Source organism: Bacillus sp. BR3(2024), assembly GCF_039134555.1.
GTDB classification, from domain to species: Bacteria; Bacillota; Bacilli; order Bacillales; family Bacillaceae_G; genus Bacillus_A; species Bacillus_A cereus.
Map to the genome: position 1 here is coordinate 125,469 of NZ_CP152438.1, position 25,462 is coordinate 150,930.

The window sequence follows — 25,462 nt, forward strand, 5'->3', positions numbered from 1 at the left end:
TCACTACAAGTTCTTTTTTAGATAATATAAAAAGGTAAAACAAACTATCTCATTACTCGTAACAGGGAAACTATCTTACTTAAGGCTTGGTTTCATTATATAACAAATATCAACATGCAGCGTTTTAATGTGTGAAAATTACGTGAATTAGCAAACGAAATTTCATCTCTATTCCTTAAGAATTCCACTTATTCGTTTTTTAACTCCTTTAAATCAACGTTGAATAGATTAACAATATTTGCTAAAATAATATTTTTAAAATATAATATACAGTAATTTGTATGATGAAAATAAAAAATTTACATATCATTAATTGAACGCTTAGCCGCTGGTTTCTGGAGTAAGGTAAATAACGAAGTACATTTAATATACAATTCTTTCTGTAGCAGAAGATACGTAATTAAGACATTTGATAGGAATAGAGTGCGAATAATGAGAAAGATGCTAACTTGTGAGTTACACTAATCAACTTGAAATGTTATGGGGGTGTACAAGTACTGCAGCCAAAAAGTGATCTGTAATGAATATCGAAGAGGCTTACGCAAAGTTATATGTGAGTCTATGTGCGAAGGGAAAGGATAACGTTTATAGGAGGAAGCATGAGGGGGCAATTTAACGAATTTCCGGAAAGAATTCTCCTTCCTCAAGCGTGTGAAGGGCGTAGCCCAACGGTAGGTGGGAGATGAATTTCGGTTTGGCGTAGCCAAAAGGTTTTCCTTTTTATTTTGCCTCTGATATAATCAGTCTTATAAATTATAAGGGCTGGTATATAAATGAAATTAGATAGTAATAACCATTCAGTATTCTTGTTATATTATCACCTTGTGTTGGTCGTGAAATACAGAAGAAATGTGTTTGATGATGATATGTCAAACTATGCAAAAGATATGTTTGTTCGACTATCTGAAAACTATAACATCACGTTAGTTGAATGGAATCATGATGTAGACCACGTTCATATTTTGTTCAAGGCACACCCTAATACAGAAATGACAAAATTCATCAATGCTTATAAAAGTGCAAGTTCTCGACTTATTAAAAGAGACTTTCCACAAGTGAAAAAGAAACTTTGGAAAGAGATGTTTTGGTCAAGAAGTTTTTGCTTGCTAACTACTGGTGGTTCGCCAATAGACGTAGTAAAAACATATATTGAAAATCAAAGTGAAAAGTGAGGTGAAATGATATGACAAAGCAGAATAAAGCATATAAATTCCGTTTGTACCCAACAGAAGACCAAGCACATCTTATGCGTAAAACCTTCGGTTGTGTACGTTTCGTGTATAACAGAATGTTAGCTGAACGGAAAGAAGCGTATGAAAAACATAAAGATGATAAGAATCAACTAAAGAAACAAAAGCTTCCCACTCCCGCAAAATACAAAGCAGAATTTGAATGGCTAAAAGAAGTTGATTCATTAGCTTTGGCAAATGCTCAACTAAACTTGCAAACTGCCTATAAAAATTTCTTTCGTGGTCAAAATGACTTCCCAACATTCAAAAGCAAAAAAGACAGAAAGTCTTATACAACGAATGTAGTGAACGGAAATATTATGTTGCTTAACGGTCATATCAAATTGCCAAAACTGAAAATGGTACGTATCAAACAGCATAGAGAAATACCACAAGGCCATATAATCAAGTCATGTACGATTTCTATGACACCTACTGGTAAATACTATGTGTCCATTTTGACTGAATACGAAAAAGAGATCGTACAAAAAGAAGTAGAAACAGTTGTTGGATTAGACTTTGCGATGGATCAATTATACGTCAGTTCTGAGGATGAGAGAGCCAATTATCCTAAGTTCTATCGTGAAATGTTAGACCGATTAGCAAAGGCTCAACGAGTATTATCAAGACGTACAAAAGGTTCAGGGCGTTGGAATAAACAACGTATCCGTGTAGCTAAGCTGCATGAAAAAGTAGCAAACCAACGTAAGAACTTCCTTCATCATAAGTCTAAAGAGTTAGCTACTCATTTTGATGTTGTAGCTATTGAAGATCTAAATATGAAGGGAATATCGCAAGCACTTCATTTTGGAAAAAGCGTCGCTGATAATGCTTGGGGTATGTTCACTTCTTTCTTAGCTTATAAACTACATGAACAAGGCAAACAGCTAGTGAAAATAGACAAATGGTTTCCTTCCACAAAAACATGTAGCAGTTGTGGAAATGTGAAAAATATGTCATTGTCTGAGCGAGTCTATTCTTGTATATGCGGTGTAAATCTCGATAGAGATTATAACGCAGCTATCAATATCAAAAATGAAGCAATACGCCTATTGGCGTTAGTATAGATAGCAATAAAATAACCCTTGGAACAAGGGAGTTAGCTCGGCTGTCTTAGGACGAATTCGTTAGCTACCAAAAGTAACGACTAACCGAGAAGCCCCCACTTCAAACAGTCCGTTAGGGCGTTAAGTGGCGGGTAGTTCACTATATGTAACGGGGGAATAATATTATGAAATTTAATACGAAATTATTAAAGAAATTACTTGTATTAAGTACAACGTCTGTATCAATTTTCAGTGCCTGCTCTGCAAAGGAAGATGGGGATTACAAGCCATATAAGGAACAAGACTCTATAGAAGTCGCAAAGGTCGAAGAGGAGAAGCCTAATCCCCCTAAGATTGAAGAGAAGAAGTCCACTCTGCCTAAGGTTAAAGAGGATACAGAAGAACCTAAGAAGAAAAAAAAGGTACAACAAGTGGAGGAATCTCAGAATAAAGATGAGGAAACTAATGACAAATATCCGCATTATAAAGATGTCCATGAAGACGGATCAACAGTATCACTAGAACAGTATAATCAAATCAAGACTGGAATGTCTGCGGACAAAGTCATAGAGATAGCAGGAAAGCCTGGATCCAGCGAAACAACTAAATTGTTCTCTATCTACACATATTTAGGTCACGGTGGACACGGTTCGATGACTATAAAGTTTGATTCTAATAGAAATGTAACGAACAAAGAGCAAGATGGTCTTAGTAATATTGCAGTTAAAGATGAGAAGGCTAGCAAAGAACATGAAGACCCTAATCCTGAATCTGTTAAGAAATCTAGTGCTATAATTCCAAACGATTTTTGCGGACATGGACATGACGAAACGAAGGAGCTAGCGCACGACTGTGAAAAAATTACTGATAAGAAGGCATATAGAAGATATCAACTACAACAAAAGAGAGAAGAGCGAAAAAGACAAATTAGGGGCGAAGAACAGGAATTAATTGATTACGATCAGGGGGATGCAGCTTACAAAGAGCAGCAGCGTATATACGAAGAAATACAACGTAGAACAGAAGAAAGGGAATCGATTGACTACGATTACGATCAAGTTAGAGCTGTTAACAAAGAAAGGCAGCGTATGTACGAAGAAATACAAGAGTGAGATGAAGAAAAAGAGTGTAAAGTGTAAACTAAAAAAGCTAAATGGTACGAGGAGTATATTTCATAGATAGGAATTTGAATTATTGAAAAATCAAAATATGGAAGAGTAAATAAAAGACGCTAGTTGGCGTCTTTTATTTATCATTATTAGTAAAACTTCACTGGTGATTACTATTACTATTATAATATTTGATCTTGGAATTAACTTATTAGATAATGCTATTGATTGTATCACATCTGACAAATGACTAAAGATAATAAAAAAATTCTTGATACAAAAATCTAAATTGTATAATATATAGGTATATTGTTATTTGTTGAATTCCGTTTATTCCCACGCCTTATGTGTTGTGGTTGAGTTGCAGAAGCAAGTTGTGTTCTTGTTTCAATTTTGAAAGGGCTTCTTTGAGCCGATTAGTGCATATATAGCTTATTTTGTTATGCACATTTTTAATCGACTTGAAGAAGTCCTTTTTATGTTGTTTTCAAGTTGCAGGTGGGATTATTTATGATTCATAACAAAATGAAATAAAATATTGTTTGAATAGTATTAGTTGATCTAAAAGAGTAATCTAAAGAGCCGGATGATATATTGATTGATATAGATAAGTTATTAGGGAGTGCAAATGAAGAACTACGATATAAATCATGTGATGGTAGTTTATACAGGGGAAAAGGAAGAACTAAGTGATATGAATACTTGGAGCTTCCTTTTTTATTGCAATTAGAAATCTGGTAGATGATTATGCATATAAAAATGATTTAGCGGAAAAATTTCATTTAATTTCAATACATAGAAGAAAAAGGAAAAACAAATTCGTAAAGAGCTAGTTTAAGTACGATTCATTTGAATAATTGAGAGGGAAAATGTATTGGTGAAACGTCTTGTTTCTTGCTGACCAAGGGAATGCAGGATGATTAGTAAGGAGTAAGAGCGTATTACTCTCATAAAGGAAATTACATTAGAAAAGGGTCTGTCAGTGTTTACAATTTATTTGTTACATCGGTCTAAAAGAATTTGGATGGAGAAGTAAATGCTAAGTGAGAACATGAATGACATTTCTAGAACTTGAACAATTGTGCTTTTTGTTAATAGTGAAAATCAGAAGTAGGAGAGGCACAAGCGTTAAAGTGGACTGCAAAAGTGACAGAAAGAGAACAAGGATTAACATTATTTATAAAGATATCTAATAAGAAGTGCTATCTGATTTATATAGAAGGAGGGGTAATACCAGAAAATATATGAATGTATATAAAATTTGAGGTGAATCCACCTAATTTCTATACATTAGTTGAATCAAATAATAGATGACTAGGGAGTGTATAACATCCATTTCCCAGTTAAATTTTTTTAGATAAATAGCATGAAATACAGTATGTTCTCACTCATTTGTATAAGGGTAAAATAGCCTTTTATTTTTATGCAAATGAGTGAAACAGAACGATTCACCATATAAGAATATTCGACTATAATGAAACACTGTACGTCATTGTAATATTAAGATGTTTTAAGATTAAAGTGATTATTAGTCATAAAATATGAGTTTCGAGACCTCAGCAAAATATTGCAATGCTTTATATACATGAGATTGTAAAAATTATTTTATTAAAATTACTGGAGGCTGATGAAATATGATAATAGATCATATAAGCAACAATGTAGTAAAAAAATTGGAACAAACGGTGCGCTATGAAAAGAAACAGGTACAGGTATTACGTGTAAGTAAAAGTAGTTCTAATATGCACGCTTACATGATTTTCCCAGAATTCTCAGAGGTTAAAATTTCAAATACTGAACTGGATGAATATATAGAAAATCTATCAACAAGTCTGAAATATGTTATTGATCGCAAGCTAAATCAACAAGAAATTGAAAAACAAAATCATTCTTTCATTATGACGTGCGCAGTTGAGGAAGATGGTGTTATAGATGATGAAACGATTCATTTTAATACGACGTATGTTAAGCCACCTACACTTGCGAGTAAGGTATTTAAGCTAGTGTGTGGTTTAGGAAATCGTTTGAAGAGCTTAAAAGAGTTACATATAACAGTATTAAATAATAATATTAATCGAATTGAAATAGAGTTTTATAATGAAAATGAAACATATGTAGCAGTAGAAAAAGAAGAAATTGCAAATGCGATTATGGGGGCATATACAAAAGCCAATATCTATTATTCCGCAGATCTCCGTTATGTTGCAGAAGGAAATGAAATCAAATTAAAGAGTATTAAGCCAAAATTAGCGGGTGATGTGTTGTGAAGCGAGAAAAAGGGATGATTGGAGTTTTATGTACATTTGTTTTTATGATCCTAGTACTCATACCTTTACATACAGCTTATGCATCTGTAAAAGTGGATTTTAATGAATTGAAAGGAAATGATGTTTCTTCATCTTTTAACGAAGGATTAAACAATCGAACAAAAACGACAGAGAAAGACGATTCATTTGGGTCATCAATTATACAAAAAGTTGAGGGTATGTATGCACCAGCTTTTAAAGTAGGGGTAAATATCTTTTCTATCTCTTTCATATTAGGTGTTATTGTCATGGTTATGGCGTTAATTACAAAGAATGGTCAATGGATGAAATGGGCAACAGGGAGTATGATTTTCTCATTCGTTAGTATGATGGCAATGAGATTAAGTGTATATTTCTTATTTAGTTCGGATGTATTTTCGTTTATGAACATTTTTACGGATTTTTTAGACCTGTTTAAAGCAACAGCACTTATTTTTACACCCTTTATGTTAATTGCAGGAATTCGTTTACGAAGAATTCATGAGAGTACAAAACAACCTGAGTATTATCGTTGGTCTAATCGCGTTATAACGGGATCTTGTTTACTATGTATGTTAGCCGTACTGGCTCCATGGTTATTTGCGAATATGTAAAGAAATATATATAGATGCAAAAGGTACTGAATGTTCATTCAGTACCTTTTATCTACCCATCTGATTTTTCCTTTCGTATTCTGCAAATATCTCCTCTGATATAGGGGATAATTCGTTCGATTTTTAATCGTTTTTTTGTTGTGAAGGATTTCCATTTGTAGAATGAACACTCCTTGTAGTAGAGCTGGTATGCCTACAAAACAGACGAGGAAGATAGAAACTAAAATAATATTTTACTTAGAAAAGTATTTCACCTGTTTAAAAATGCCTTAATTTATTTTGAAAGGATTGCTTGTTTTGAAAAGAAATCAAGAATATGCCGCTTTACGAAATTCTATCTTGATAGGTTGGCTGCTCACAATTATCGCTATGGGCCTATCTATCTTTTTTTCTTCTATTGTATATTTACTAATTGGATGTTTCATTTTGTCATTGAAATATGGATTAATGGGCACTATAAAAAATGTAGAAAAGCGTTTGCCAACCTGGGCTAATTTTGGAGTAATTGAAAAGCCAGTGAATCGGAGGGTGACAAGACCGTTTCAATTTCGGGGCGGACTCATTGTTTCATTAGCATTAGGATTCATAGAGATGGTGATAAAAGGTTTATGTATCTCATATTATATTTTAGGATTAGAAACTCATGTATATCGTTTAATGCGTAGAAATACAAGAGTGTGAAAAGGAGGCTTATATTATGAAAGTATTAATATTTGAATTAATTCTAATTGTGCTTCTGATACCGATAAATATTATGGTAAAAAAACATGCACCAAAATGGAAAGGGAAAGCCGGAGAAAAGATGGTAAAACGTATATTAAGCAAATTAGATCACGAAAGATATCGGGTGTTAAATGATGTGACGGTTCATACAGAGTATGGTGATACAACTCAAATTGACCATATTGTAATCGCAGAAACAGGTATATTTGTTATAGAGACGAAGAACTATGAGGGCTGGATCTATGGAAGTGAGAAGGCAGCAAGATGGACACAAGGTATTTTTAGAAAGAAACACTCTTTTCAGAATCCATTTAGACAAAATTATAAGCACATGAAAACAATTGAATGGGTGATGGAACAACAGCTGCCGTGTATTTCTATTGCAGCGTTTCATCCAAAATGCAGCCTAAAAAGAGTAAATGTTCATTCTAAAGATAAACATGTCCTATATTATAACGATCTAAAAAAATGTATCGAATCCTATATTGATGTGAAATTAACAAAAGACGAGGTCGAGCATATTTACCAGACTATTTTGCAAGCAAATATTACTGATAAGGATACTGAAAATAAACATGTGAAGTATTTACAGAATAAGTTCGCTAAACAATAAGAAACGGAGAAAGGAACAATGTTATATATAATAGGATTTTTGGTAATCATCGTAGTAGTTATTCGTCTTAACGTGAAGTATTACCAATTAAAAGGTAACCCAAAAGATTTTGTGATGAAAAAGAAGGATTAAGGATTTATTTTAGAAATAGAGGTAATAGAATACATATAGTATTTTAGCCATCATCAAAGGTCATAAGAACCGTTTTACGATCGATAAATACATACATTACTATATTTTATTAATGAATTTAAGTGATAAAATAAAAATAAACAGGAGGTTTAGTTGTGAAAGAAGTGTTAGATGTAGAAACGTATTTAAAGAAAATGAAGAATCAGAAAATAAATTATGATAAAGTATTAAGAAAAATGATTAATGATTGGGAAGCAAGGAACGAAAGACCAAAGGTGTTACTTCATTCATGCTGTGCTCCTTGTAGTACTGCTTCTTTAGAATTTCTTGCAGAACATGCAGATATTACGATTTTTTTCTCGAATTCGAATATCCATCCGAAAAGTGAGTACATGCGACGCTCTAATGAACAAAAGATCTTTGTAGAAAAGTTCAATGATCGTACTGGGCACACAGTAGGATTTCTTGAGGATGACTACCGTTCAAATGTATTTTTTAAAATGGTAAAAGAAGAAGGTTTGGCAGAAGAGCCAGAAGGCGGGCTTCGTTGTTCAGCTTGTTTTGATATGAGATTGGATCGTTCAGCTGAGGTAGCACAAGAAAAAGGTTTTGATTACTTTGGGAGTGCCATTACTCTTTCTAAAAATAAAAATAGTCAATTAATAAATGAACTTGGAATCGGTGTGCAAAAAAATTATGATCCGCGTTATTTACCAAGTGATTTCAAAAAAAGTAATGGATATCAACGTTCAATTGAAATGTGTAATGAATATGATGTTTTCCGTCAGTGTTATTGTGGATGTTCATTTGCAGCAGAGAAACAAGGTATAGATTTAAGATCGGTGAACAAAGATGCAATACATTATCTGAAAGAAAATAATCTTAATTTTAAAAAATAGATTTAATGGAGAGAAATTCGATGTAAGATTAACCGATGATTTACATACGAAACGCATTATGTTTCTAAAGGAAAAACGTAAAAAGCTAAAATAGTTCGGGAATAACTCCTTACTGGTTAAAGTTCTAGAGAAGAAAAAACCAATAAGGAGTGTTTTCTTAATCTCGCATTGCCCCTGCCTCTCGGGAAGTCATTGCTCCTTGTCCTGCTCTTACATCATTTTGAATTTCTTGTTTCACTTTTTGTGCATCTGTTTCAGCAAAATCTGGTTTCATAACAGAACCAGGACTTTTTATAGCTTTTTTACGATCTTGCATACAAACCCTCCTCGATTTAACATTTAACAATCTTAGTATTTACAAAAATACACTCGGTATACTCCGAGTAGTATATTGTTTATTGTAGAAAAAATTGATTACTATAAGGTGGTAGAGGAACATAGGGAATAATAATATTCCATTAATATCTCTCTCAAAAGTTTAGAGAAATATCTGAGGGGAAAACGCCTTTCTCTCTGTGGAAATATAAAGGAAGAATAGTGTTTTTTAATTTTGGATACAATAGTCTAATTATGCAAATAACCACTTGTTAAGGTTATTAGTAAAAGTGGAATCCAAGAATGACTAAATAGGGAATCTAATAGATGGATATGGAAAAATTTAATTCAATATAATAAAAAACCTTTATTTAAGGCAATTAGACTTGCTTTAAATAAAGGTTCCATCAAAAAATCACTATCAATTGTTAGTTTAAAACCAAATTGAAGTGTATATATTTTATTGGGAAATCGCTTTATAGACATCAAGCAAACCATTACCAAAAAAACTTTTATTAGTAGGGGTATCATTGCTAACTCCATTTTTATAAAGATATCTCACGGCCTTATCTGGATTTTTTTTGAAATTATTTTTATCAATAATTAATGCTAAAGCACCTGACACTTTTGGAGCGGCAAGTGAAACCCCTATAGAGAGAGCATAGCCACCACCAGGGGCGGTAGTTAATATTAGTTCTTTTAACATTAACTTATTTTTTACCCACTGTTCTAAACCATATTGCTGAAATAATCTATTATCTCCTCCAGGTGCAGCAATATCTATAAAACTTTCACCATAATTTGAAAATAAGGAGAGTAATTTAGATGGACCAACAGATGAAACTGTTACTATATTTGGCAACTCAGCAGGAACATCTAATACTTCTCCAGTAAATGTTATCCCAGTATTTTCATTTTTTTTTCTGAAAAAATCATTCATTTCCTGCTTGTTAGTAACATCAAGAGCATCATTACCAGCCGCAGCAACTATAATACTTCCCTTTGATTTAGCATATTTAATGGCTTTTCTATAAGCTTTAATTTCGGATAATTCCTCACTAGATTCACCGTCTGAAGAAGATACTATACCATTGATGAGGTATTCGCCTAAACTTAAATTGATAACATCAACATTATCTTTCGCAGCTTCAACTATGGCTTTAATAACCCAAATAGCCTCACCTGCTCCATTACCAAACACTCTATACATTTTAATTCCAATACCAGGAGCAACCCCTTTCATAAAACCATTAGCTGCAACCTGTCCAGCAGTAAAAGTTCCATGTCCTCTTAGATCTATTAGGCGATTTAATTCACCTGTTTCTTGAGATTCTTGCTCTCTAAATCCACCTTTAGGTACTAAATTTTTAGATCCAGGTGAAATGTTATCTTTTAAATCAGGATGATTTATATCAATGCCTGAATCAATGATACCAACAGTTACATTTTTAGTTCCTGGATATAGTCTATAGCTATCACCATTATGGGTTACTTGTTGCATATCCCATTGATTCTCCCATATTTCATTTAAGGGTAGGGGGGAAGAGACATTGGTTGCTACTTCTCTTGAATTAAACGATTGTAATGACTTATTATATGAATCTATATTAGGATCCGAATGAACAATATTCATTGCTTTTTCGGTAGCTTTCACTTGTATAACACCAATCTCTGGGACACTATAGACTACTTGCATATCATATTTTTGAAACTTACTAGCTAGTTTTTGGTTATTTTCATAATTCTTCAACATTATAGTATAATATTGTGATTTATTTTCAGCATGAACTGTAGTAATAGGTATGAAAGTTCCGGAAATCAAGTTAATTAACAAAAGGAATTTAATTATTTTTTTCATAAAATCACCTCTTGATATATTATGTATAATCCTTAGTTTACTAAATCGTTAATGAAAAGAGATGTTAAGGGAATTAGTGATTTGAAAAATTTATTCACTTTGATATCGATAAAATGTATTTTAGGAATAAGTTCATTAGAGAAGAGAATTAAATAAAAGGGAATGAGTAATTAAATATATAAAGTATTTAATTACTCATTCCTATGATTTCAAATTTAAATTATAAATCTTTTTTTGCATATACTTTCAGAGATATTATCATTGATATAAAACCAATAATAATTGAGATGAAACAAGGCATCCATGTTAGGACAGTTGGTGAGAATGGAAAAATACTTTTGAAATCAATATCACTTGATTGTAGTCCCCTTATAAGAGTAGGAGCAACAAAAGGTATTAAAAAAGCAGTTAAAAGTGAAATGATTTTGGTTTTGTCATAACCAAATTTAAACTGAACAGGAAGTAGTACACCAAATAAAATACTTAGAGTTAAAAAAGTTATTCCAAGAGCGCTAGCGCTCAGGCTTTCTATACCCGATGGTGCGACAACTGAAATGATTATACGGATAATAGCTGCACAAATAAAAATTACAAAAAGAAAAAGGTACTTCGCTTTTACAAATGCGCTTCGTGTGTATGGGGTAGCACAAAGTAAAGCCGCTCCCTTGTACTGATCCTCAAATTTGGATACCGTTCCGAACAAAATATATTCCATCAAAATAACGGTTAAAAGAAAGCTAACAAGACCGCCATCGTTTAATTGTAATTGTGAAGAAAGATAAATAGGAGCTATAGCAGCAAAAACGAGTAAGATTAGAAAATATTTTTTGACTAACAAAAAGTCTTTCATCACTAGGTTAATTAACATGGATGTTCCCCCCAATATATGAAAGCATAATCTCCTCAATAGTTGGTCTTTCTATTAATACATCAGGCATGAGTCGACGTACATCATCTTTTTTATTAGTAATCCCTTCAAATCCATAGTGAGTTTGATGTAAATTTAAAAAAAGAGGTCTTGTTTGTTTATTAATTAAGCGGTTGTCGCCCTTTACCAATGCATGTGTATCTATTAAAACATCTTTTTCATCATTTACTAAAACTTTTCCATCATCAATTAAAATAATCATATCAGCAATTTTATCTAAATCAGATGTAATATGAGTGGAAAAAAATACGCTTTTCCCCGGCTCTTTCATGAAATCAAGGAGAATATCCATTAATTCACTCCGTACTAATGGATCCAAGCCACTTGTTGGTTCATCCATTATTAATAGATCTGCATGATGGGATAGGGCTAATGCAACTGCAAATTTCATTCGCATTCCTTTGGATAGAGTAGAGATTTTTTGTTCTAGATTTAAGTTAAACTTTTTAATATAATTTTGGAAAACTGTTTCATCCCATTCAGTGTAGGATGGAGCAATAACATTTTTCATTTCCTTTACTGTTAATTCATCATAAAAATAGCCCTCGTCTAGCACAATACCAATTTTGTTTTTAGACTTTCTTTCATGCTTATCCATATCTTTTCCTAGAAAATTAATTTTCCCAGAATCTTTTAAAATAAGACCCAAAATCGCTTTAATTGTAGTGGTCTTTCCAGAACCATTTGTACCGATAAATCCTGTTATACAGTCTGTATTAAGTGAAAAGGTAACATCTTTTAACGAAAAATTTCCGTAAGATTTATTTAAATTATTTACTTCTAACACAACATTCATTTTTCATTCTCCTCCTCTAAAATTAAATCTAAAATTGAATGGAGATCATCTGCATGAATACCTATACTACGAGCCATTTGACAAACTTCAGTAAGTTTAACTTCTACCATCCGGCGTTTGGACTCCATTAACAACTCTAAATTTGTAGGAGCTACATAGGTCCCTTTTCCAACCTTTGTAATAATAAAGCCTTCTGTTTCTAATTCTGCATAAACTCTTTTTGTAGTAAGTACACTTACATGTAAGTCGTTAGCAAGTGAGCGGATTGATGGTAATTGTTCACCCTCTTTTAATTCATTGTTAAATATGGATTCCTTAATTTGCTCCTTTATCTGTTGATATAAAGGCAGACTTGATACATTACTTAAGACTATTTTCATTAAACAACCTCTCTATCGATGAGTGTTATGTTATGTAATGCACACCATACACACCATACACAGTTAACATTATAAATTATAAAAAGCAGTTTAACAAGATATACTGCGATTAAATAACTTTTCATAAATAAAATTTTTAGTATCAGTTAATAAAGATATTTGTTATTTTAAATAAACCAAAAAGAAAGTTTTGTAAATATATGTCACAAAATATTAAAGAAACACACACAAAATGTTTGAAATTTTTTGATTGTTTTTAGAAAACATAGGGAGTTATACTTTAGTCGCACCACACAATACAGAAAAGGGGGTAGGTCAAATGGAAACACCAGTAGTACAACCAAGGGACTGGACTTGTTGGAGTTGTTTAGTATGTGCAGCATGTTCTGTGGAATTATTAAATTTAGTTACTGCGGCAACAGGGGCTAGTACTGCAAGCTAATATCCTTTCAGAAGTTTTTTGGTTAAAAGCACTAAGAGAATGAGCACTTTTGGTCAAATTAGACTTTCTAGGAGAAAAATAAATAATCAAAAAGGAGATGTTCTAAATGGAAACACCAGTAGTACAACCAAGGGATTGGACTTGTTGGAGTTGCTTAGTATGTGCAGCATGTTCTGTGGAATTATTAAATTTAGTTACTGCGGCAACAGGGGCTAGTACTGCAAGCTAATATCCTTTTAGAAGTTTTTTGGTTAAAGGCACTAAGAGAATGAGCACTTTTGGTCAAATGAATTTTCTAGAAGAAAAATAAATAACCAAAAAGGAGATGTTCTAAATGGAAACACCAGTAGTACAACCAAGGGATTGGACTTGTTGGAGTTGCTTAGTATGTGCAGCATGTTCTGTAGAGTTATTAAATCTAGTTACTGCGGCAACCGGAGCTAGTACTGCAAGTTAAAATTTAAAAATGTGAGAGTGTTTATGGTGAAATTAAATTAGGACTTATTCTAATGACAAACAGTTATGTTAAGAATAAGTCCTATAAATTTATCGAAAACGAGTATGGGATTTTTGTAATACATAAACTAAAAACAAATTTAAATTTTATAGGAGATGATTAAAGTGAATGGCTATTTATTTTGGAAAGAAAAGCTAGAAATAAGAAAATTCACATCAAATTATGAATCTATGTTGGTAGTTCATAAAAACCCAAACGAAAGCGCTCCCACACTCAAAAACGAAAATACATTTACGATAAATAAAACCGCCACTGAAATTATTGAGTTAATTGATGGTACTAAAACATATGGACAAGTTGTATCTTTCTTGTCTTTAAAATACAGTGAAGATCCAATAAGTATTGAAAAGAAATTAAATGCATTTTTAAATAATGTATCCAAAGTTTACAATATGAACATTGGTACGCAAGAAGAACCTATAAATGTACCAGTTAATTTAATTGAAGAACAGACTATATATCCAAAAGTGGCTTCAATTGAAATCACAAACAGATGTAATGTAAGATGTCGTCATTGCTATGGAGATTTTGGAGCAGTAAAGCCAAAAGTAATGAGCTTAGATCAAATAAAATCCTTATTAGATGACTTAAATAATATAGGAGTGAAATTAATTGAACTTACGGGCGGTGATATAACAGTACATCCAAATCTAAAAGAGATATTGTTATATGCACTTAACTTGGATTTTTCTCAAATAACACTGTTGACCAATGGTATAGCTCTTTCTGATAAAGTTATGGACATAATAATAAAAAATAAGTCGAAAACATTTGTGCAAATTGATATGCATAGCTTAGATGATAATTATTTGACTTGGTTCTTTAAAGTTCCTAATACACTTCATAAAATTAAAAATAACATAATGAAATTAGCCGAAAATGATGTTCGTTTGCGGATCGCCACAATAGTTACACATTTGAATGTGCACGAGGTAGAAGATATAGCTGAATGGGTACATAATTTAGGGATTGATAGTATTGGGGTATCTCCAGTAATACCCATGGGAAGAGCCTTAGGATGTAGTGATCTTTATTTAAATGAAGAGGATGTTAAAACATATGGTGAAGCATTGTTGAAAATAAATAAAAAATATCCTAAATTTGTTTCATTATATGAAGGTGCGCGCGCTGAGATTAGGAATTGTGGTGCAATAACATCACATATTGTGATTGCGCCTGATGGTGAAATTAAAATGTGTACTATGCATAGTTTAGATGATTTGAAAAACAGTATAGGTAATGTTTTTGAACAGAATATTAAAGATATTTATGATGAAAAATTCAAATACATTAATGCATTTTTTAACTTACAAGCACCTCAAATGGACTCTGAGGAATGTAAAGAGTGTGAAAATAAACGTTTTTGTAGTACATGCTTCTTAAGAAGCTTTATAAAAGTACAAGAAATTGGCGATAAATGTAAATGGTTTAAAAATCATGTCCCTGAAATAATTAAGGAGCCATTAATGGTAGGGCAAAATTAGTATGATTGGATGAGATGAATATTGTTAAGTTTCTGAGGATAAACCAATATAATTCCATAGATAATGCGTCGGGATAAGGTCTCAAGATATCTATGGAATTATATAAACCTCATTATATTGATTCGTAAATTAATATAATAAATAGACAAAGGAGGAGAAAGAGGGTGAATAAGAAGATAAATAAACAAGATGAAATTCAAATTTCTTATAAAGAATTATTATTTTTATATCCGTATTTGAAAAATACAAAAACTTTGTTAGCTTTTGGTTTAATTGGGATGGTTATAGCTTCTTTGATTATCGCACCGATACCATATATTATTGGCTACATTATTGATAAAGTTATACTATTAAACAAAAGCTACGATCAATTATTAAAAACAACTCTTATACTGTTATTAATTTATTGTATTAACTATTTAATATCGATAGGTTATGAGTATTTATTTACTCGTGTACAACAAAATGTAGTTAATGAAATTCGATTATCTATGATAAGTAATATTATAGATGCGCCTCTTTCTTATATTAATCAGAAGGAGAAAGGTTACATTCTTAGCAGAATTGCTGAATCTGGTAATGTAAGTGCATTATTTTCTCCAAATTTATTAAGGGTTTTTTCAGGTATATTCGATTTTTTCTTTGCTTTATTTATAATGTTTAATTTAAGTGTTAAACTTACAGGTATCATAGTAATTATTATCCCAATATATTTTATAATATCCAAACATTCTTCTAAAATGATATCAAAAAGTACCACAAACGTATACGAGTCATCGGCAGTATTAAACGCAGAAATGTATGAAACCTTAAATGGAATAGAGGATATAAAATTATTAAACGGTAAAAATATACAAACCAATAAGATTAAGAGTAAATTAAATAATGTAATTAAAAGTGCGCTAAAACAAAGTTTACATTTTATTTTCTTTATGCAAAATTTAATAGTAACAAATAACTTTGTTACAGTAATAGTATTACTGGTATCAGGTATTTTAATTTTACAAAACCAGCTTACTATAGGGGTGTATACTTCATTTTCAATTTATATGGCTAAACTCCTTGCGACTACCCAAGCTTTAGGCAGCTTAGATATAACTCTAAAACCCGTGTGTATTAGTATTAAGAGAATTAAGGAGTTCTTCAATTTAGATGTTGAAAATACACTAGGTACAAATATAATGAAAGAACCAATTAATTCAATAGAATTTAAAGATGTTTGTTTTAAATATAATGGAAATAGTGATTTGATATTTGATCATTTAAACGTGCAAATTGAAAAGGGTGACAAGTTATTAATTGATGGTATAAATGGATCAGGAAAATCTACCTTTATAAAATTATTAACAGGTTTATATCAACCTGAAAGTGGAAAGATATTGATAAATAATATTGACTATAACTTAATACATAAAGAAAGTGTTAGAGATAGAATAGGTATAGTTTCACAAAATATATTTTTGTTTAAAGGAACTATATTAGATAATATATTATATGGACAAACAAATAAAACGAAAGAAGATGTAGTTAAGTTAATGAAAAGGTATCATTTAACATCACATCTCAACAGATTTGAGAATGGATTAGATACTATAATTGTACAAGATGGTTCCAGTGTTTCAGGAGGTCAAGCACAATTCATAGCCTTTTTAAGGGCTATCCTCACAAAAAGGGATATAATAATATTAGATGAAGCAGCATCTAATTTACATATTGATACAAGAAATCTTATGTATGAGATACTTCAAAATTACAATCTTTGTAATATATTAATTATGATTTCACATCAGCAAGATGGCTTGTATTTTCTCAATAAAACATTAGAACTTACACATGGTAATAAAAGAATTGCTTTAAATGGTAGTATGCTTTAATCATCATGCTTTCATAGAAGGGAGCATCCTAATTATGTCAAAAATGAAACTTATTAATTTTGATACATATAGAAATTCAATAATTTTATTTGAGAACACTGGCGAGATTATATCAGTGTCAGCTCATTTTCAATTTTTTGAAGGAAGTGAAAGCTATATTCAAGGTTTTATTGATAATGAATAAGTTATTCACTTTAAATCTAATAATCCTGGTCCAACTATTTCTATATATCGATTTACGCCTAAGAATATTACCAAATTAATTATATCAAGTGAAAATAGAACACATGGAATGGTCACATTGTATACTTCAGAAATATAGCTAACATCTAAATTTTTTAATAGTTAATACGATGAAGTCTTGGATTAAGATCGCTTGTATAACATTATTTGTTTTTAAATAGCAGCTATATAATCAAAAAAAAGGAATCCTTTATTATAAGGTATTCCTTTTTTTGATTATAATATTAAATTTATTATAGGGCTTCTTTACCCATCGGCATTTAACTAAAGCGAAATTGTAAACCTAAAATAAAATAACTTTATCCTTTCCTATAATTCTACAGAAAGAAAAGTGTATTTTTTACAAAATGTATGTGATGTCACGAATAATTAAAAAGTTATTCAATAAAAAAGCTAACTGCCGCATTTAAACATATTGAAAGTAACTAATTTAGTTATATATTAATCAACCACGTCCAGCTTGGAAAGATGGATATAGCGACATACCACCATCAGCAAACAGTGTAATACCTGTTACATAGTTCGCTTGTGAAGAAGCAAGCCATGCTGCTACCGCTGCAATTTCTTTCGGTTCCCCGATATATCCCATAGGAACCATACTTTCAACATCGGCACGTTTTTCTGGATCCGCAAATTTTTCAGCATTAATCGGCGTATTCATAGCACCAGGCCCAATATTATTTACACGGATTCCTTTTGGTGCATATTCTAGTGCTAATGTTTCTGTCATTAGCTTAACGCCACCTTTACTTGCTGCATAGTGTACAAATAATGGCCATGGAATTTGCTCGTGAACGCTTGACATATTAATAACACTACCTTTAATATCATGCTCAACAAAATATTTAATTGCTTCCCGGCTCCCTAAGAAAGCACCAGTTAAATTCGTAGCAATTACCTTATTCCAATCACTTAATGGCATTTCATGTGATGGTACTGAATTTTCAATACCCGCATTATTAATCATGACATCCAGTGTACCAAATTCTTTCACAGCAGATTTAACGAGATTGATAACATCTGATTCAACTGTTACATCTCCTTTTACCGCAATCGCTTCTCCACCTGCTTGTTTAACTACTTGTACTACTTCATTTGCTTCTGATTCGTTTGAATAATAATTAATTACAACTTTGGCTTGTTCTTCTCCAAAACGAATTGCCATCGCTCTTCCTAATCCTGTGGATGCACCTGTAATAACAACAACTTTCCCTTTTAAATCTGTATACATAATTTTTTCCTCCTTTTTATCCTTTAGCAATTCCTAACATAATGCCAGCTGCAATAATGAAGATAATTCCAATGACAATCGCAATAAATTGTCGTTTTGTTTTCTTTTCACCTAATATAAAAATTCCACCTAAAGTTGAGATCACGATCCCCATTTGGGAAAGGGAAAAACTTGTTGCCACCCCTACACGCGGCTGAGAAATAAATAAAAACATATTTCCTGCTGCCCAAATTAAACCAGGAATAATATTGCGAATCGCATATTTATTAAATGGTTGATGCTTAAAGGTTAGTAGAATTCCACCTAACACCATACCAATGGCTTGTGGTAATAACGCTGACCATCCGTCTATACCGAATAGGCGGATAATTACCACATATACTAAGTAACCAAGAGTTGAAATTAATAACATCACAATCCCTTTTTTGAACTTTCCTTTTTGTTCATCGTTTTTCTCCTCTTTGCTTTGAAGGGATGTGAGAACGATTCCGATTATGATACAAAGAAGTGCCAGAACACCTAATACAACAGATGTTGTTGTTGACCATTCATGAAATACAATGACCCCAAATAAAGTAGTCGAAACTAATTGCATCCCTGTTGAAATAGGCATTGTTTTAGAAACCCCAATTAAATCAATACTTTTCAATTGATTGGCTTGTCCTAATCCCCAAAATAGGCCAGATATAATCCCGATAATTATCACCACAGGCGTCAAAACGGGTTTTATAAAAATATAAACACCGATAGAAAAAACTAGAGCGCCAAGTGTAGTTCCAAGTATTTGACTGTAAGGACCGCCTCCTAGTTTAACGTTGAAGAGTACAATACTTCCCCAAAATAAGGCTGGTAAAATCGCTAATAAAATATCCATTTTTCTAACCTTCCTAAAACATATTTATTAAGTTGAATGCTTGTACGAGATAGTATCTTTGTGTCGAGGGAATTATTTTAGAATAAGAGAAGTTTTTCTACCCGTAATAGTTGTTTACCCAAAATAAAAGATAAATAACATCATGTTGAAAAAGAAAATAACTAGCACGAAATAAAAAAGGTTATTAGAAAGAATATGACCAATACAATTTCAAGTTTTGAAAATAGGAATAATGGAGAAAAACTTGATGCAAAATTAAGGTATGTTATACAAAAACAACGCATTATGTTTATACATGAGAAAAAGAAATAATATCGTAAAATCTTTAATTTCATATATAAATTTAATAAGAAGTATGATATGATGAAAGTAACAAAATACTTCTAAAACTATCTTGCAAAAGGACACACCTACGCATACATATGCGATAGGTGTGTCCTTTTTTATTTGTTTTTAAAGAAACAGCTAGAAGGGAAAAGTGTAACATTTGTTTATGATCGGGGACCAAAAGGAGAAAAATACGGTAGAAAATTGGCTTATGTATTTTGCGATGGAATACACATCAACGAATTAATGGTCAAGTCGGGTTATGGGATTATAGCCTATATTTCTAGACCTAATACTATATTTCTATCTGAAATGAAAGAAGCAGAAAATGAAGCAAAAGAATCAAAGGGTGGCGTATGGAGCATTAAAGGCTTTGTAGATGAAAAGAACCAGCATTATAACCGTAAAGATTCGCACGTATGCATTTCCATTTGCGTGTATTGGTTTAATGTTATCTGTATATCAAATTACAATTCAAGCGTTTCCTAATTAATAGTGAGATGCAGATTTGTTCAATAGGAGTTTCTTGCACAAAAGATTACTTAAATTTATTCGGTTTCATCTCGATATTTATGCTATCTTTTATTGGATTTTTAGCTATCATAATACTTCTATATATTAAACTTGAGAGAGATAAAAGATTAAACAATACAGTGATTATGAACAATATGTTCGAATAAACACAAAATACCTATAAATAGATAAAAAAAAAGAGTTAAAAAAGGAGAAATAAAAAATGACAACAATGCAAGTAAGTAATGAAATGTACAAAATTCCAGAGGCGGATATAGAACTATTAAAAATCATGGCCCATCCAGTTAGATTACAAATTGTGAAAGAGCTAGAACGCCACAAAATTTGTAATGTAACACAGTTAACAGAGCTATTAGATGTGCCTCAATCTACCGTATCTCAGCATTTATCTAAAATGCGTGGGAAAATTCTTCGCTCAGAAAGAAGGGGATTAGAGATGTATTATCATATTGTGAATTCCAAGGCATGTCAGATTGTCGGAGTATTAGGTATTTAATTCTAACTCGAAATAGGATGATAGAAAGAGTGTTGTTAAATATAGCTGCAAAAGATGATGTACTGCAGAATGATAAATTCACAAGCTTAAAGTTTAGTCCTTCTAATAATGGAGGAGCTGACTGTGGTGAAAAATTGATATAGAGGTTACTAAAAAAGAGTGCAGTACATGTCTGCATTCTTTTTCTTTGTGCCATAGCTACAGTAGATAAAGTATTTTGTTTTGCATGACTCTGAATAGGGAATACCGTGTTTTGCTAAGCGAAAACGATATTTTTGACTTTTTAAGCAAATAAATTGTTTAGTTTACTGATTTGTATAGTTTGAATTAAAGTTTAGAATATTCTGTGTCAACATTATCAATTTACTATAGTTTCCAATTGTGTAAAGATAGAATTGATTATAATTTTCCGTAAATATTAGATTGAAAACTATTATAAGGGGAATTTGAGTATTTATAGCTTGTTTATAAACGATGATTGGGGATACAGACAATAGGGTGATCAAGTACTGGTAGAATTTATCAAACGAAATGAGGTGACTTTAACTTGAGAGAAATTGCGAAAAAAGTACAAATGATACGTTTACAGGAGGAGCATTCCGGGCGTAAGGCAGACGCAGAACAGTATTCTTTCAAGCGATGTAAAATAGAAAGAGAGGGTATTAATTTAGAAAAAAATAGAGTTAAAAAAAGAACTCAAAAATTTCAAACGTCAGAAGAAAAATGGGACATAAAATGTAAAAAAGCAGTACAATTATTTAATCAAGGAGAGGAATATCCAACTATTGCAAAAAATCTGAGGTGCAATGTGAGTAGTTTGTATAGAGAACTTAAGAAACGGGGTACATTACAAACACCAAAGCAGGTAGCAGTATCTAAATCATTAAAATCACCCATAACATCAACACGAACAAAAAAAACAAATTTTGAGAGATATAAAGAATATTATATGTACAAATAGAAGAATTCATGGCTATAAATCTATACTTAATTCTTTAGTGTTAAAAAGCTCAGATTATAAAAGGTACAATGAAAAAATGCATGTTTAGCAGCAAATCTTCTTACAGTATTGATAGAGCATCTTTTTATTTTTTAGGATATTTTTACATCTAACAAATATTGAAGGCTATTACCTGTTGCTTAGATCAAAAAAATATTTATAAAACTAAATCCTTACTTATATTTGTTGAGTAGTTGGTTAAGAAGAGGTTTTTTTGCAAATGTTAAAATAAGAATACTTTGTCCAAAGCAAAAGAATCCCCATGTCATAAAGGATTCTTTTAGGAGAGTTAGAGAGATGTTGTCACTTGACTCATATTGATTTTACGATAAAAAGAAAGAATATTCAATTTTATTATATATTTCTCAATATATTTCTTTTATTTTTATATTATAATTAATTCTTTTTATTGATGTATATCTTTCTGTGGTGAATCCTTTTAATAAGGATTCCTTTTTTAGTGCCTCATATATTAATAATGAGCCACTAGAGTTTAAGATAGTTTATACAACAACTATTGAAATTGCTTGATTATAAGGGAATTGTTGATTTCTATTGCTGGGGGGATCAGCCCTGAAAATTTATCTACAGTAATAATGATTCCAGGTATTCTAACTCCGTTGATTAGAAAATTTGTTATTCCTTTTGTGTCTCTATTAATTTTTTATAAAATGTTTTCTTGTGTATACATCAATATTCTCTTACTTTTTTTAAAAATTTTAATCTTTTTAAGTTTTTCTTATAGATGTAATAGGTTTGGTGTAATTATGATGTTTTTAAATATAGTAGATTTTAAAAATGTTATAAGTGGGATTCTTATAAAAAAAGCCCTCACAATGAAGTGAAGACCTTTATTCATTAAATATCCGTCAGTATGGCTATGAGTGTATTGTGCGATTTTATGCTCGTTCAATTAAGACCTTAACCACCATGATTTCCGTGTGCATATTGAATAACATCAATAGCTTTATGTGTTTCTGTAGGGGATTGGGCACCAAACATTAAAGTAAAAATAGTAATTACACCAACTAAACCGAGAATTGTCTTTTTCATTTTAATGCCTCCTTCTCAATAACTTTTTTTCCTGCTTGAGAACATGAATAGAAATAATGACTTGCTTTAATATGGTTATTCTCTTTATAAAATGCAGTAGCAAGATATTCTTCGTATTCCTTAATGAATTCGAAAAGTTCTTGCTCTTTAAAATATGATACGCCTTTTAACACTGTCATTTCAAGTGCTTCGGCAGGAAAACCTCCATTCATTGCATCTAATATTTTAAAATGGTGTAGATACTCTATATTTTCAATCTCTTGACAAACGGAATATCCTTTTGCTATGAGATCTTTGGCAACGGAGTGGTTTCCTTCCTTCATGTGTTCCCTTGCCTCAATAAAAAGAGCCTTATAATTGTTAGGCATTTTTTGATTTACTTCTAAAAGATATCTAATGGCTAATGGCGAAAGATTTTGAGTAGCATACATTAACCCTAAATTTTGACGCACCATTAAAATAAATTGTTCTTCGTCTATTTTTTGGAACATATCCATTGCTTTCATGAAATATTCTTCAGCGAGCTCCCATTCTCTCAAATGAGTACAAGCTAAGCCTATAAGATTATCACAGAATGCTACATTGATCTCATACCCAGCATGTTGAGCAAAGATTTCTCTTGCCTCTGATACTTTTTTATAAGATAATAGCCCTTGATATATGTCATAATGGAAAGCTCCAACTTTATAATAAAATTCCGCTTTTTCCAATTCATCAGGAATGCAGTCTAAAAGTTTTTCTGCTTTTTCATAACTCTCCTTTGCGATTTGATATTCGCCAATAGTAGAGGCATGAATCCCTTTGAAAAAGTGATAATAATAAGCTAAGAAATTATCTGTAGGCATATCAAAAGCCTCAACTTTGTCAAAACTGCTTTTTGAAACGCTTAAATTATCAATTACAAATTGGTATCTAAAATCTAGTAGTGAGTAGTAGAGTAATAAATCTTGATCCTCTTCAATATTATGCATCTTAGAATCAATTATTTCTTTTGATTGATGTGCATTACCTATACGCCTTGAGCGGATTTCAACATACCAATCGTTTAATAGCTTTGTAATTTCATTATTCCCCTTAGCTGAAACCATCATTATATATTCCCCCATCCTATAAAAGTCTACTAATGTTATATATTACCATTATAGCAAAGTATCCAGTTCGTTTAATTGTATTATACTTATTTTTCAATAAAATTCAGAAAAATAAGTTAATGATGATAACCAAATTATATTTGATTTATAGTTCTCTCATTAATAATTCAAGCAAACGTGATGTGATTGAATTGAGTCGGAAAATAGCATGTTTGCATGAAAGGGGAATGAATAAATATGAAAGCCTCTCTCTACTATAATGGCAGCTTATTGAAGTTTTAGGCTAATAATTAATAGACAGTTTTAGTTAAAGAAATTTAAAATCCCTGTCTTTAAAGACAGGGATTAAAAAAAGGGATGACAGTTAACAACTGAAGGTACCATTATATTACCATTATTGGAATTTTTATTCCATGTTTTTGTGTTGAGAAATAAATAATATATGATGTAAAAGGTGAGATGAGTAGAGGGTTCTTATAGGTTTAGCAATATGAGAAAGTAAATATTTCAATTAAATTTTTCTTGAAACGAGGAGTGGAAGTATTGTTTTTGCTTAGAAAACATTATTCAAAGTAATGTAGAGATTATGATATGAATAAAAAGAGTCTGGTAAAAAATTATAAGACACCAATTCATTGGAACGGTAAAAAACTGTTTTCGGAATAGGTGTCTTTTTGTATTGAGTAGAATGTATTTTCTCAACAGGAAAAATTGTAATTATCTATAAGTATTACTTATAAGGATAATAGGAAAGTAGAAATTAATAATAAAGGAGAATGCGAAATGTTAACAGTAATATCTAATAATGATCTAGCTAAAATCCGTGAAGAAGATGTAGATGTATTGAAGGTAATGGCGCATCCGGTTCGATTAAAAATCATAAGTGAATTAATACATCATAAAATGTGCAATGTTACACAGTTAACAGAAATATTAAAACTTCCACAATCCACTGTTTCACAACACTTAGCAAAGTTAAGAGGAATTGTACTCCGTGCAGAAAGAAAAGGACTAGAGATGCATTATTATATTGATAATACTAAAGCTCGTCAGATTGTAGAAATTTTAGGGCTATAGGTAAATTATAAGTAAAAGTTTCCTATTATAGGGGAAACTTTTTTCTATGTTGATCAAAGTATAATCATTTGAAGAATGAAATTTGGAAAGGGTGAATTTCAGAATATTATATTGAAGTGTAAGTTTTTAATTCAAGCTATAGAACGTATAATTTTTAAGTAAGAAAGGATGGTAGTTGAAGAAAGTCCAATAACTGTCACAATTTCTTTGTAAGCTTAATAAATTATTATGTAATAATTTGATTATAGAGTTATTTGAATGTAATGAAGATAAATGAATAGTTGAGTATGAA

General features: G+C 31.3%; 25 protein-coding genes and 4 pseudogenes. 18 read left to right on the plus strand and 11 right to left on the minus strand.

Features of this window, described 5'->3' with window-relative positions:
* The first annotated feature begins 773 nt into the window (after positions 1 to 773).
* The 5 genes from tnpA (at position 774) to V7S45_RS28085 (ending at position 6,283) form a co-directional block, all read left to right on the plus strand.
* Positions 774 to 1,172, plus strand: coding sequence for an IS200/IS605 family transposase (gene tnpA, locus V7S45_RS28065; protein ID WP_061531668.1), 399 nt, complete (start codon positions 774 to 776; stop codon positions 1,170 to 1,172).
* Positions 1,173 to 1,183: 11 nt separating this feature from the next.
* On the plus strand, positions 1,184 to 2,296 hold the full coding sequence (locus V7S45_RS28070) for an RNA-guided endonuclease TnpB family protein (RefSeq protein WP_342762000.1): 1,113 nt from the start codon (positions 1,184 to 1,186) through the stop codon (positions 2,294 to 2,296).
* A 164-nt stretch (positions 2,297 to 2,460) separates the two neighbouring features.
* Complete coding sequence (locus V7S45_RS28075) at positions 2,461 to 3,387, plus strand: hypothetical protein (protein ID WP_089607871.1); 927 nt, start codon at positions 2,461 to 2,463, stop codon at positions 3,385 to 3,387.
* A 1,631-nt stretch (positions 3,388 to 5,018) separates the two neighbouring features.
* On the plus strand, positions 5,019 to 5,651 hold the full coding sequence (locus V7S45_RS28080) for a hypothetical protein (protein WP_025688240.1): 633 nt from the start codon (positions 5,019 to 5,021) through the stop codon (positions 5,649 to 5,651).
* Positions 5,648 to 6,283: a hypothetical protein gene (locus V7S45_RS28085; RefSeq protein WP_142292889.1), complete on the plus strand. Its 636-nt coding sequence runs from the start codon at positions 5,648 to 5,650 to the stop codon at positions 6,281 to 6,283. Before V7S45_RS28080 ends, V7S45_RS28085 begins: the two co-directional genes overlap by 4 nt.
* Before the next feature lie 48 nt (positions 6,284 to 6,331).
* On the opposite strand, the pseudogene V7S45_RS28090 reads toward V7S45_RS28085, so the two are convergent.
* Positions 6,332 to 6,534: pseudogene (locus V7S45_RS28090) on the minus strand (hypothetical protein); the annotation flags it as partial.
* A 46-nt stretch (positions 6,535 to 6,580) separates the two neighbouring features.
* On the opposite strand from V7S45_RS28090, the gene V7S45_RS28095 reads away from it, so the two are divergent.
* The 3 genes from V7S45_RS28095 to V7S45_RS28105 all read left to right on the plus strand — a co-directional run bounded on the left by V7S45_RS28095 (position 6,581) and on the right by V7S45_RS28105 (position 8,650).
* Positions 6,581 to 6,964 carry a hypothetical protein gene (locus V7S45_RS28095; protein ID WP_000828156.1) on the plus strand — a complete coding sequence of 128 codons (384 nt, stop codon included), beginning with the start codon at positions 6,581 to 6,583 and terminating at the stop codon, positions 6,962 to 6,964.
* 16 nt (positions 6,965 to 6,980) lie between these two features.
* The gene (locus V7S45_RS28100; RefSeq protein WP_089607869.1) at positions 6,981 to 7,619 is read left to right on the plus strand and encodes a nuclease-related domain-containing protein; all 639 of its coding nucleotides are present in this window, start codon (positions 6,981 to 6,983) and stop codon (positions 7,617 to 7,619) included.
* Between the two features lie 326 nt (positions 7,620 to 7,945).
* Positions 7,946 to 8,650, plus strand: a complete 705-nt coding sequence (locus V7S45_RS28105; RefSeq protein ID WP_342762165.1) for an epoxyqueuosine reductase QueH — start codon at positions 7,946 to 7,948, stop codon at positions 8,648 to 8,650.
* 157 nt (positions 8,651 to 8,807) lie between these two features.
* Here the strand turns inward: V7S45_RS28105 and V7S45_RS28110 are convergent, their stop codons facing one another.
* The 5 genes from V7S45_RS28110 to V7S45_RS28130 all read right to left on the minus strand — a co-directional run bounded on the left by V7S45_RS28110 (position 8,808) and on the right by V7S45_RS28130 (position 12,927).
* Positions 8,808 to 8,966 carry a hypothetical protein gene (locus V7S45_RS28110; protein WP_001153998.1) on the minus strand — a complete coding sequence of 53 codons (159 nt, stop codon included), beginning with the start codon at positions 8,964 to 8,966 and terminating at the stop codon, positions 8,808 to 8,810.
* Between the two features lie 459 nt (positions 8,967 to 9,425).
* Entirely contained in the window at positions 9,426 to 10,823 is a 1,398-nt protein-coding gene (locus V7S45_RS28115; protein ID WP_016090598.1) for a S8 family serine peptidase, read from the minus strand.
* A gap of 220 nt (positions 10,824 to 11,043) precedes the next feature.
* Positions 11,044 to 11,691, minus strand: a complete 648-nt coding sequence (locus tag V7S45_RS28120) for an ABC-2 transporter permease (RefSeq protein WP_000906771.1) — start codon at positions 11,689 to 11,691, stop codon at positions 11,044 to 11,046.
* Positions 11,681 to 12,547: an ABC transporter ATP-binding protein gene (locus V7S45_RS28125; RefSeq protein WP_001103609.1), complete on the minus strand. Its 867-nt coding sequence runs from the start codon at positions 12,545 to 12,547 to the stop codon at positions 11,681 to 11,683. Before V7S45_RS28125 ends, V7S45_RS28120 begins: the two co-directional genes overlap by 11 nt.
* On the minus strand, positions 12,544 to 12,927 hold the full coding sequence (locus tag V7S45_RS28130) for a GntR family transcriptional regulator (protein ID WP_000706800.1): 384 nt from the start codon (positions 12,925 to 12,927) through the stop codon (positions 12,544 to 12,546). The genes V7S45_RS28125 and V7S45_RS28130 overlap by 4 nt, the downstream gene beginning before the upstream one ends.
* A 319-nt stretch (positions 12,928 to 13,246) precedes the next feature.
* Here V7S45_RS28130 and tucA (V7S45_RS28135) point away from each other — a divergent pair, with 319 nt between their 5' ends.
* The 5 genes from tucA (V7S45_RS28135) to V7S45_RS28155 all read left to right on the plus strand — a co-directional run bounded on the left by tucA (V7S45_RS28135) (position 13,247) and on the right by V7S45_RS28155 (position 17,244).
* Entirely contained in the window at positions 13,247 to 13,369 is a 123-nt protein-coding gene (gene tucA / locus V7S45_RS28135; protein ID WP_000449799.1) for a subclass IId bacteriocin thuricin17, read from the plus strand.
* Between the two features lie 106 nt (positions 13,370 to 13,475).
* Positions 13,476 to 13,598, plus strand: coding sequence for a subclass IId bacteriocin thuricin17 (tucA, locus tag V7S45_RS28140; protein WP_000449799.1), 123 nt, complete (start codon positions 13,476 to 13,478; stop codon positions 13,596 to 13,598).
* Positions 13,599 to 13,703: 105 nt separating this feature from the next.
* The gene (gene tucA / locus V7S45_RS28145; protein ID WP_000449799.1) at positions 13,704 to 13,826 is read left to right on the plus strand and encodes a subclass IId bacteriocin thuricin17; all 123 of its coding nucleotides are present in this window, start codon (positions 13,704 to 13,706) and stop codon (positions 13,824 to 13,826) included.
* A 155-nt stretch (positions 13,827 to 13,981) separates the two neighbouring features.
* Positions 13,982 to 15,370 carry a PqqD family peptide modification chaperone gene (locus V7S45_RS28150; RefSeq protein ID WP_098218157.1) on the plus strand — a complete coding sequence of 463 codons (1,389 nt, stop codon included), beginning with the start codon at positions 13,982 to 13,984 and terminating at the stop codon, positions 15,368 to 15,370.
* Positions 15,371 to 15,534: 164 nt separating this feature from the next.
* On the plus strand, positions 15,535 to 17,244 hold the full coding sequence (locus V7S45_RS28155) for an ABC transporter ATP-binding protein (protein WP_086412018.1): 1,710 nt from the start codon (positions 15,535 to 15,537) through the stop codon (positions 17,242 to 17,244).
* Positions 17,245 to 17,932: 688 nt separating this feature from the next.
* Here V7S45_RS28155 and gdh read toward each other — a convergent pair.
* Positions 17,933 to 18,718: a glucose 1-dehydrogenase gene (gdh, locus tag V7S45_RS28160; RefSeq protein WP_342762110.1), complete on the minus strand. Its 786-nt coding sequence runs from the start codon at positions 18,716 to 18,718 to the stop codon at positions 17,933 to 17,935.
* Positions 18,719 to 18,734: 16 nt separating this feature from the next.
* Complete coding sequence (locus V7S45_RS28165; protein WP_088344228.1) at positions 18,735 to 19,592, minus strand: RhaT/GlcU family sugar-proton symporter; 858 nt, start codon at positions 19,590 to 19,592, stop codon at positions 18,735 to 18,737.
* 450 nt (positions 19,593 to 20,042) lie between these two features.
* Between V7S45_RS28165 and V7S45_RS28170 the strand changes: the two are divergent.
* The 4 genes and pseudogenes from V7S45_RS28170 to V7S45_RS28185 form a co-directional block, all read left to right on the plus strand.
* Positions 20,043 to 20,333 (plus strand): annotated as a pseudogene (locus tag V7S45_RS28170) (thermonuclease family protein); the annotation flags it as partial.
* 1 nt (position 20,334) lies between these two features.
* A pseudogene (locus V7S45_RS28175) lies at positions 20,335 to 20,599 on the plus strand (disulfide bond formation protein B); the annotation flags it as partial.
* Between the two features lie 56 nt (positions 20,600 to 20,655).
* Complete coding sequence (locus tag V7S45_RS28180; protein ID WP_000210393.1) at positions 20,656 to 20,949, plus strand: metalloregulator ArsR/SmtB family transcription factor; 294 nt, start codon at positions 20,656 to 20,658, stop codon at positions 20,947 to 20,949.
* 547 nt (positions 20,950 to 21,496) lie between these two features.
* The gene (locus V7S45_RS28185; protein ID WP_088344226.1) at positions 21,497 to 21,910 is read left to right on the plus strand and encodes a hypothetical protein; all 414 of its coding nucleotides are present in this window, start codon (positions 21,497 to 21,499) and stop codon (positions 21,908 to 21,910) included.
* A 542-nt stretch (positions 21,911 to 22,452) separates the two neighbouring features.
* Here the strand turns inward: V7S45_RS28185 and V7S45_RS28190 are convergent.
* The 3 genes and pseudogenes from V7S45_RS28190 to V7S45_RS28200 all read right to left on the minus strand — a co-directional run bounded on the left by V7S45_RS28190 (position 22,453) and on the right by V7S45_RS28200 (position 24,093).
* Positions 22,453 to 22,610, minus strand: a pseudogene (locus tag V7S45_RS28190) (RNA chaperone Hfq).
* Positions 22,611 to 22,870: 260 nt separating this feature from the next.
* On the minus strand, positions 22,871 to 23,002 hold the full coding sequence (locus tag V7S45_RS28195) for a hypothetical protein (protein ID WP_000751016.1): 132 nt from the start codon (positions 23,000 to 23,002) through the stop codon (positions 22,871 to 22,873).
* Positions 22,999 to 24,093, minus strand: a complete 1,095-nt coding sequence (locus V7S45_RS28200) for a tetratricopeptide repeat protein (protein ID WP_342762111.1) — start codon at positions 24,091 to 24,093, stop codon at positions 22,999 to 23,001. Before V7S45_RS28200 ends, V7S45_RS28195 begins: the two co-directional genes overlap by 4 nt.
* Positions 24,094 to 24,876: 783 nt before the next feature.
* Between V7S45_RS28200 and V7S45_RS28205 the strand changes: the two genes are divergently transcribed.
* On the plus strand, positions 24,877 to 25,170 hold the full coding sequence (locus V7S45_RS28205; protein ID WP_000958631.1) for a metalloregulator ArsR/SmtB family transcription factor: 294 nt from the start codon (positions 24,877 to 24,879) through the stop codon (positions 25,168 to 25,170).
* Positions 25,171 to 25,462: the final 292 nt, after the last annotated feature.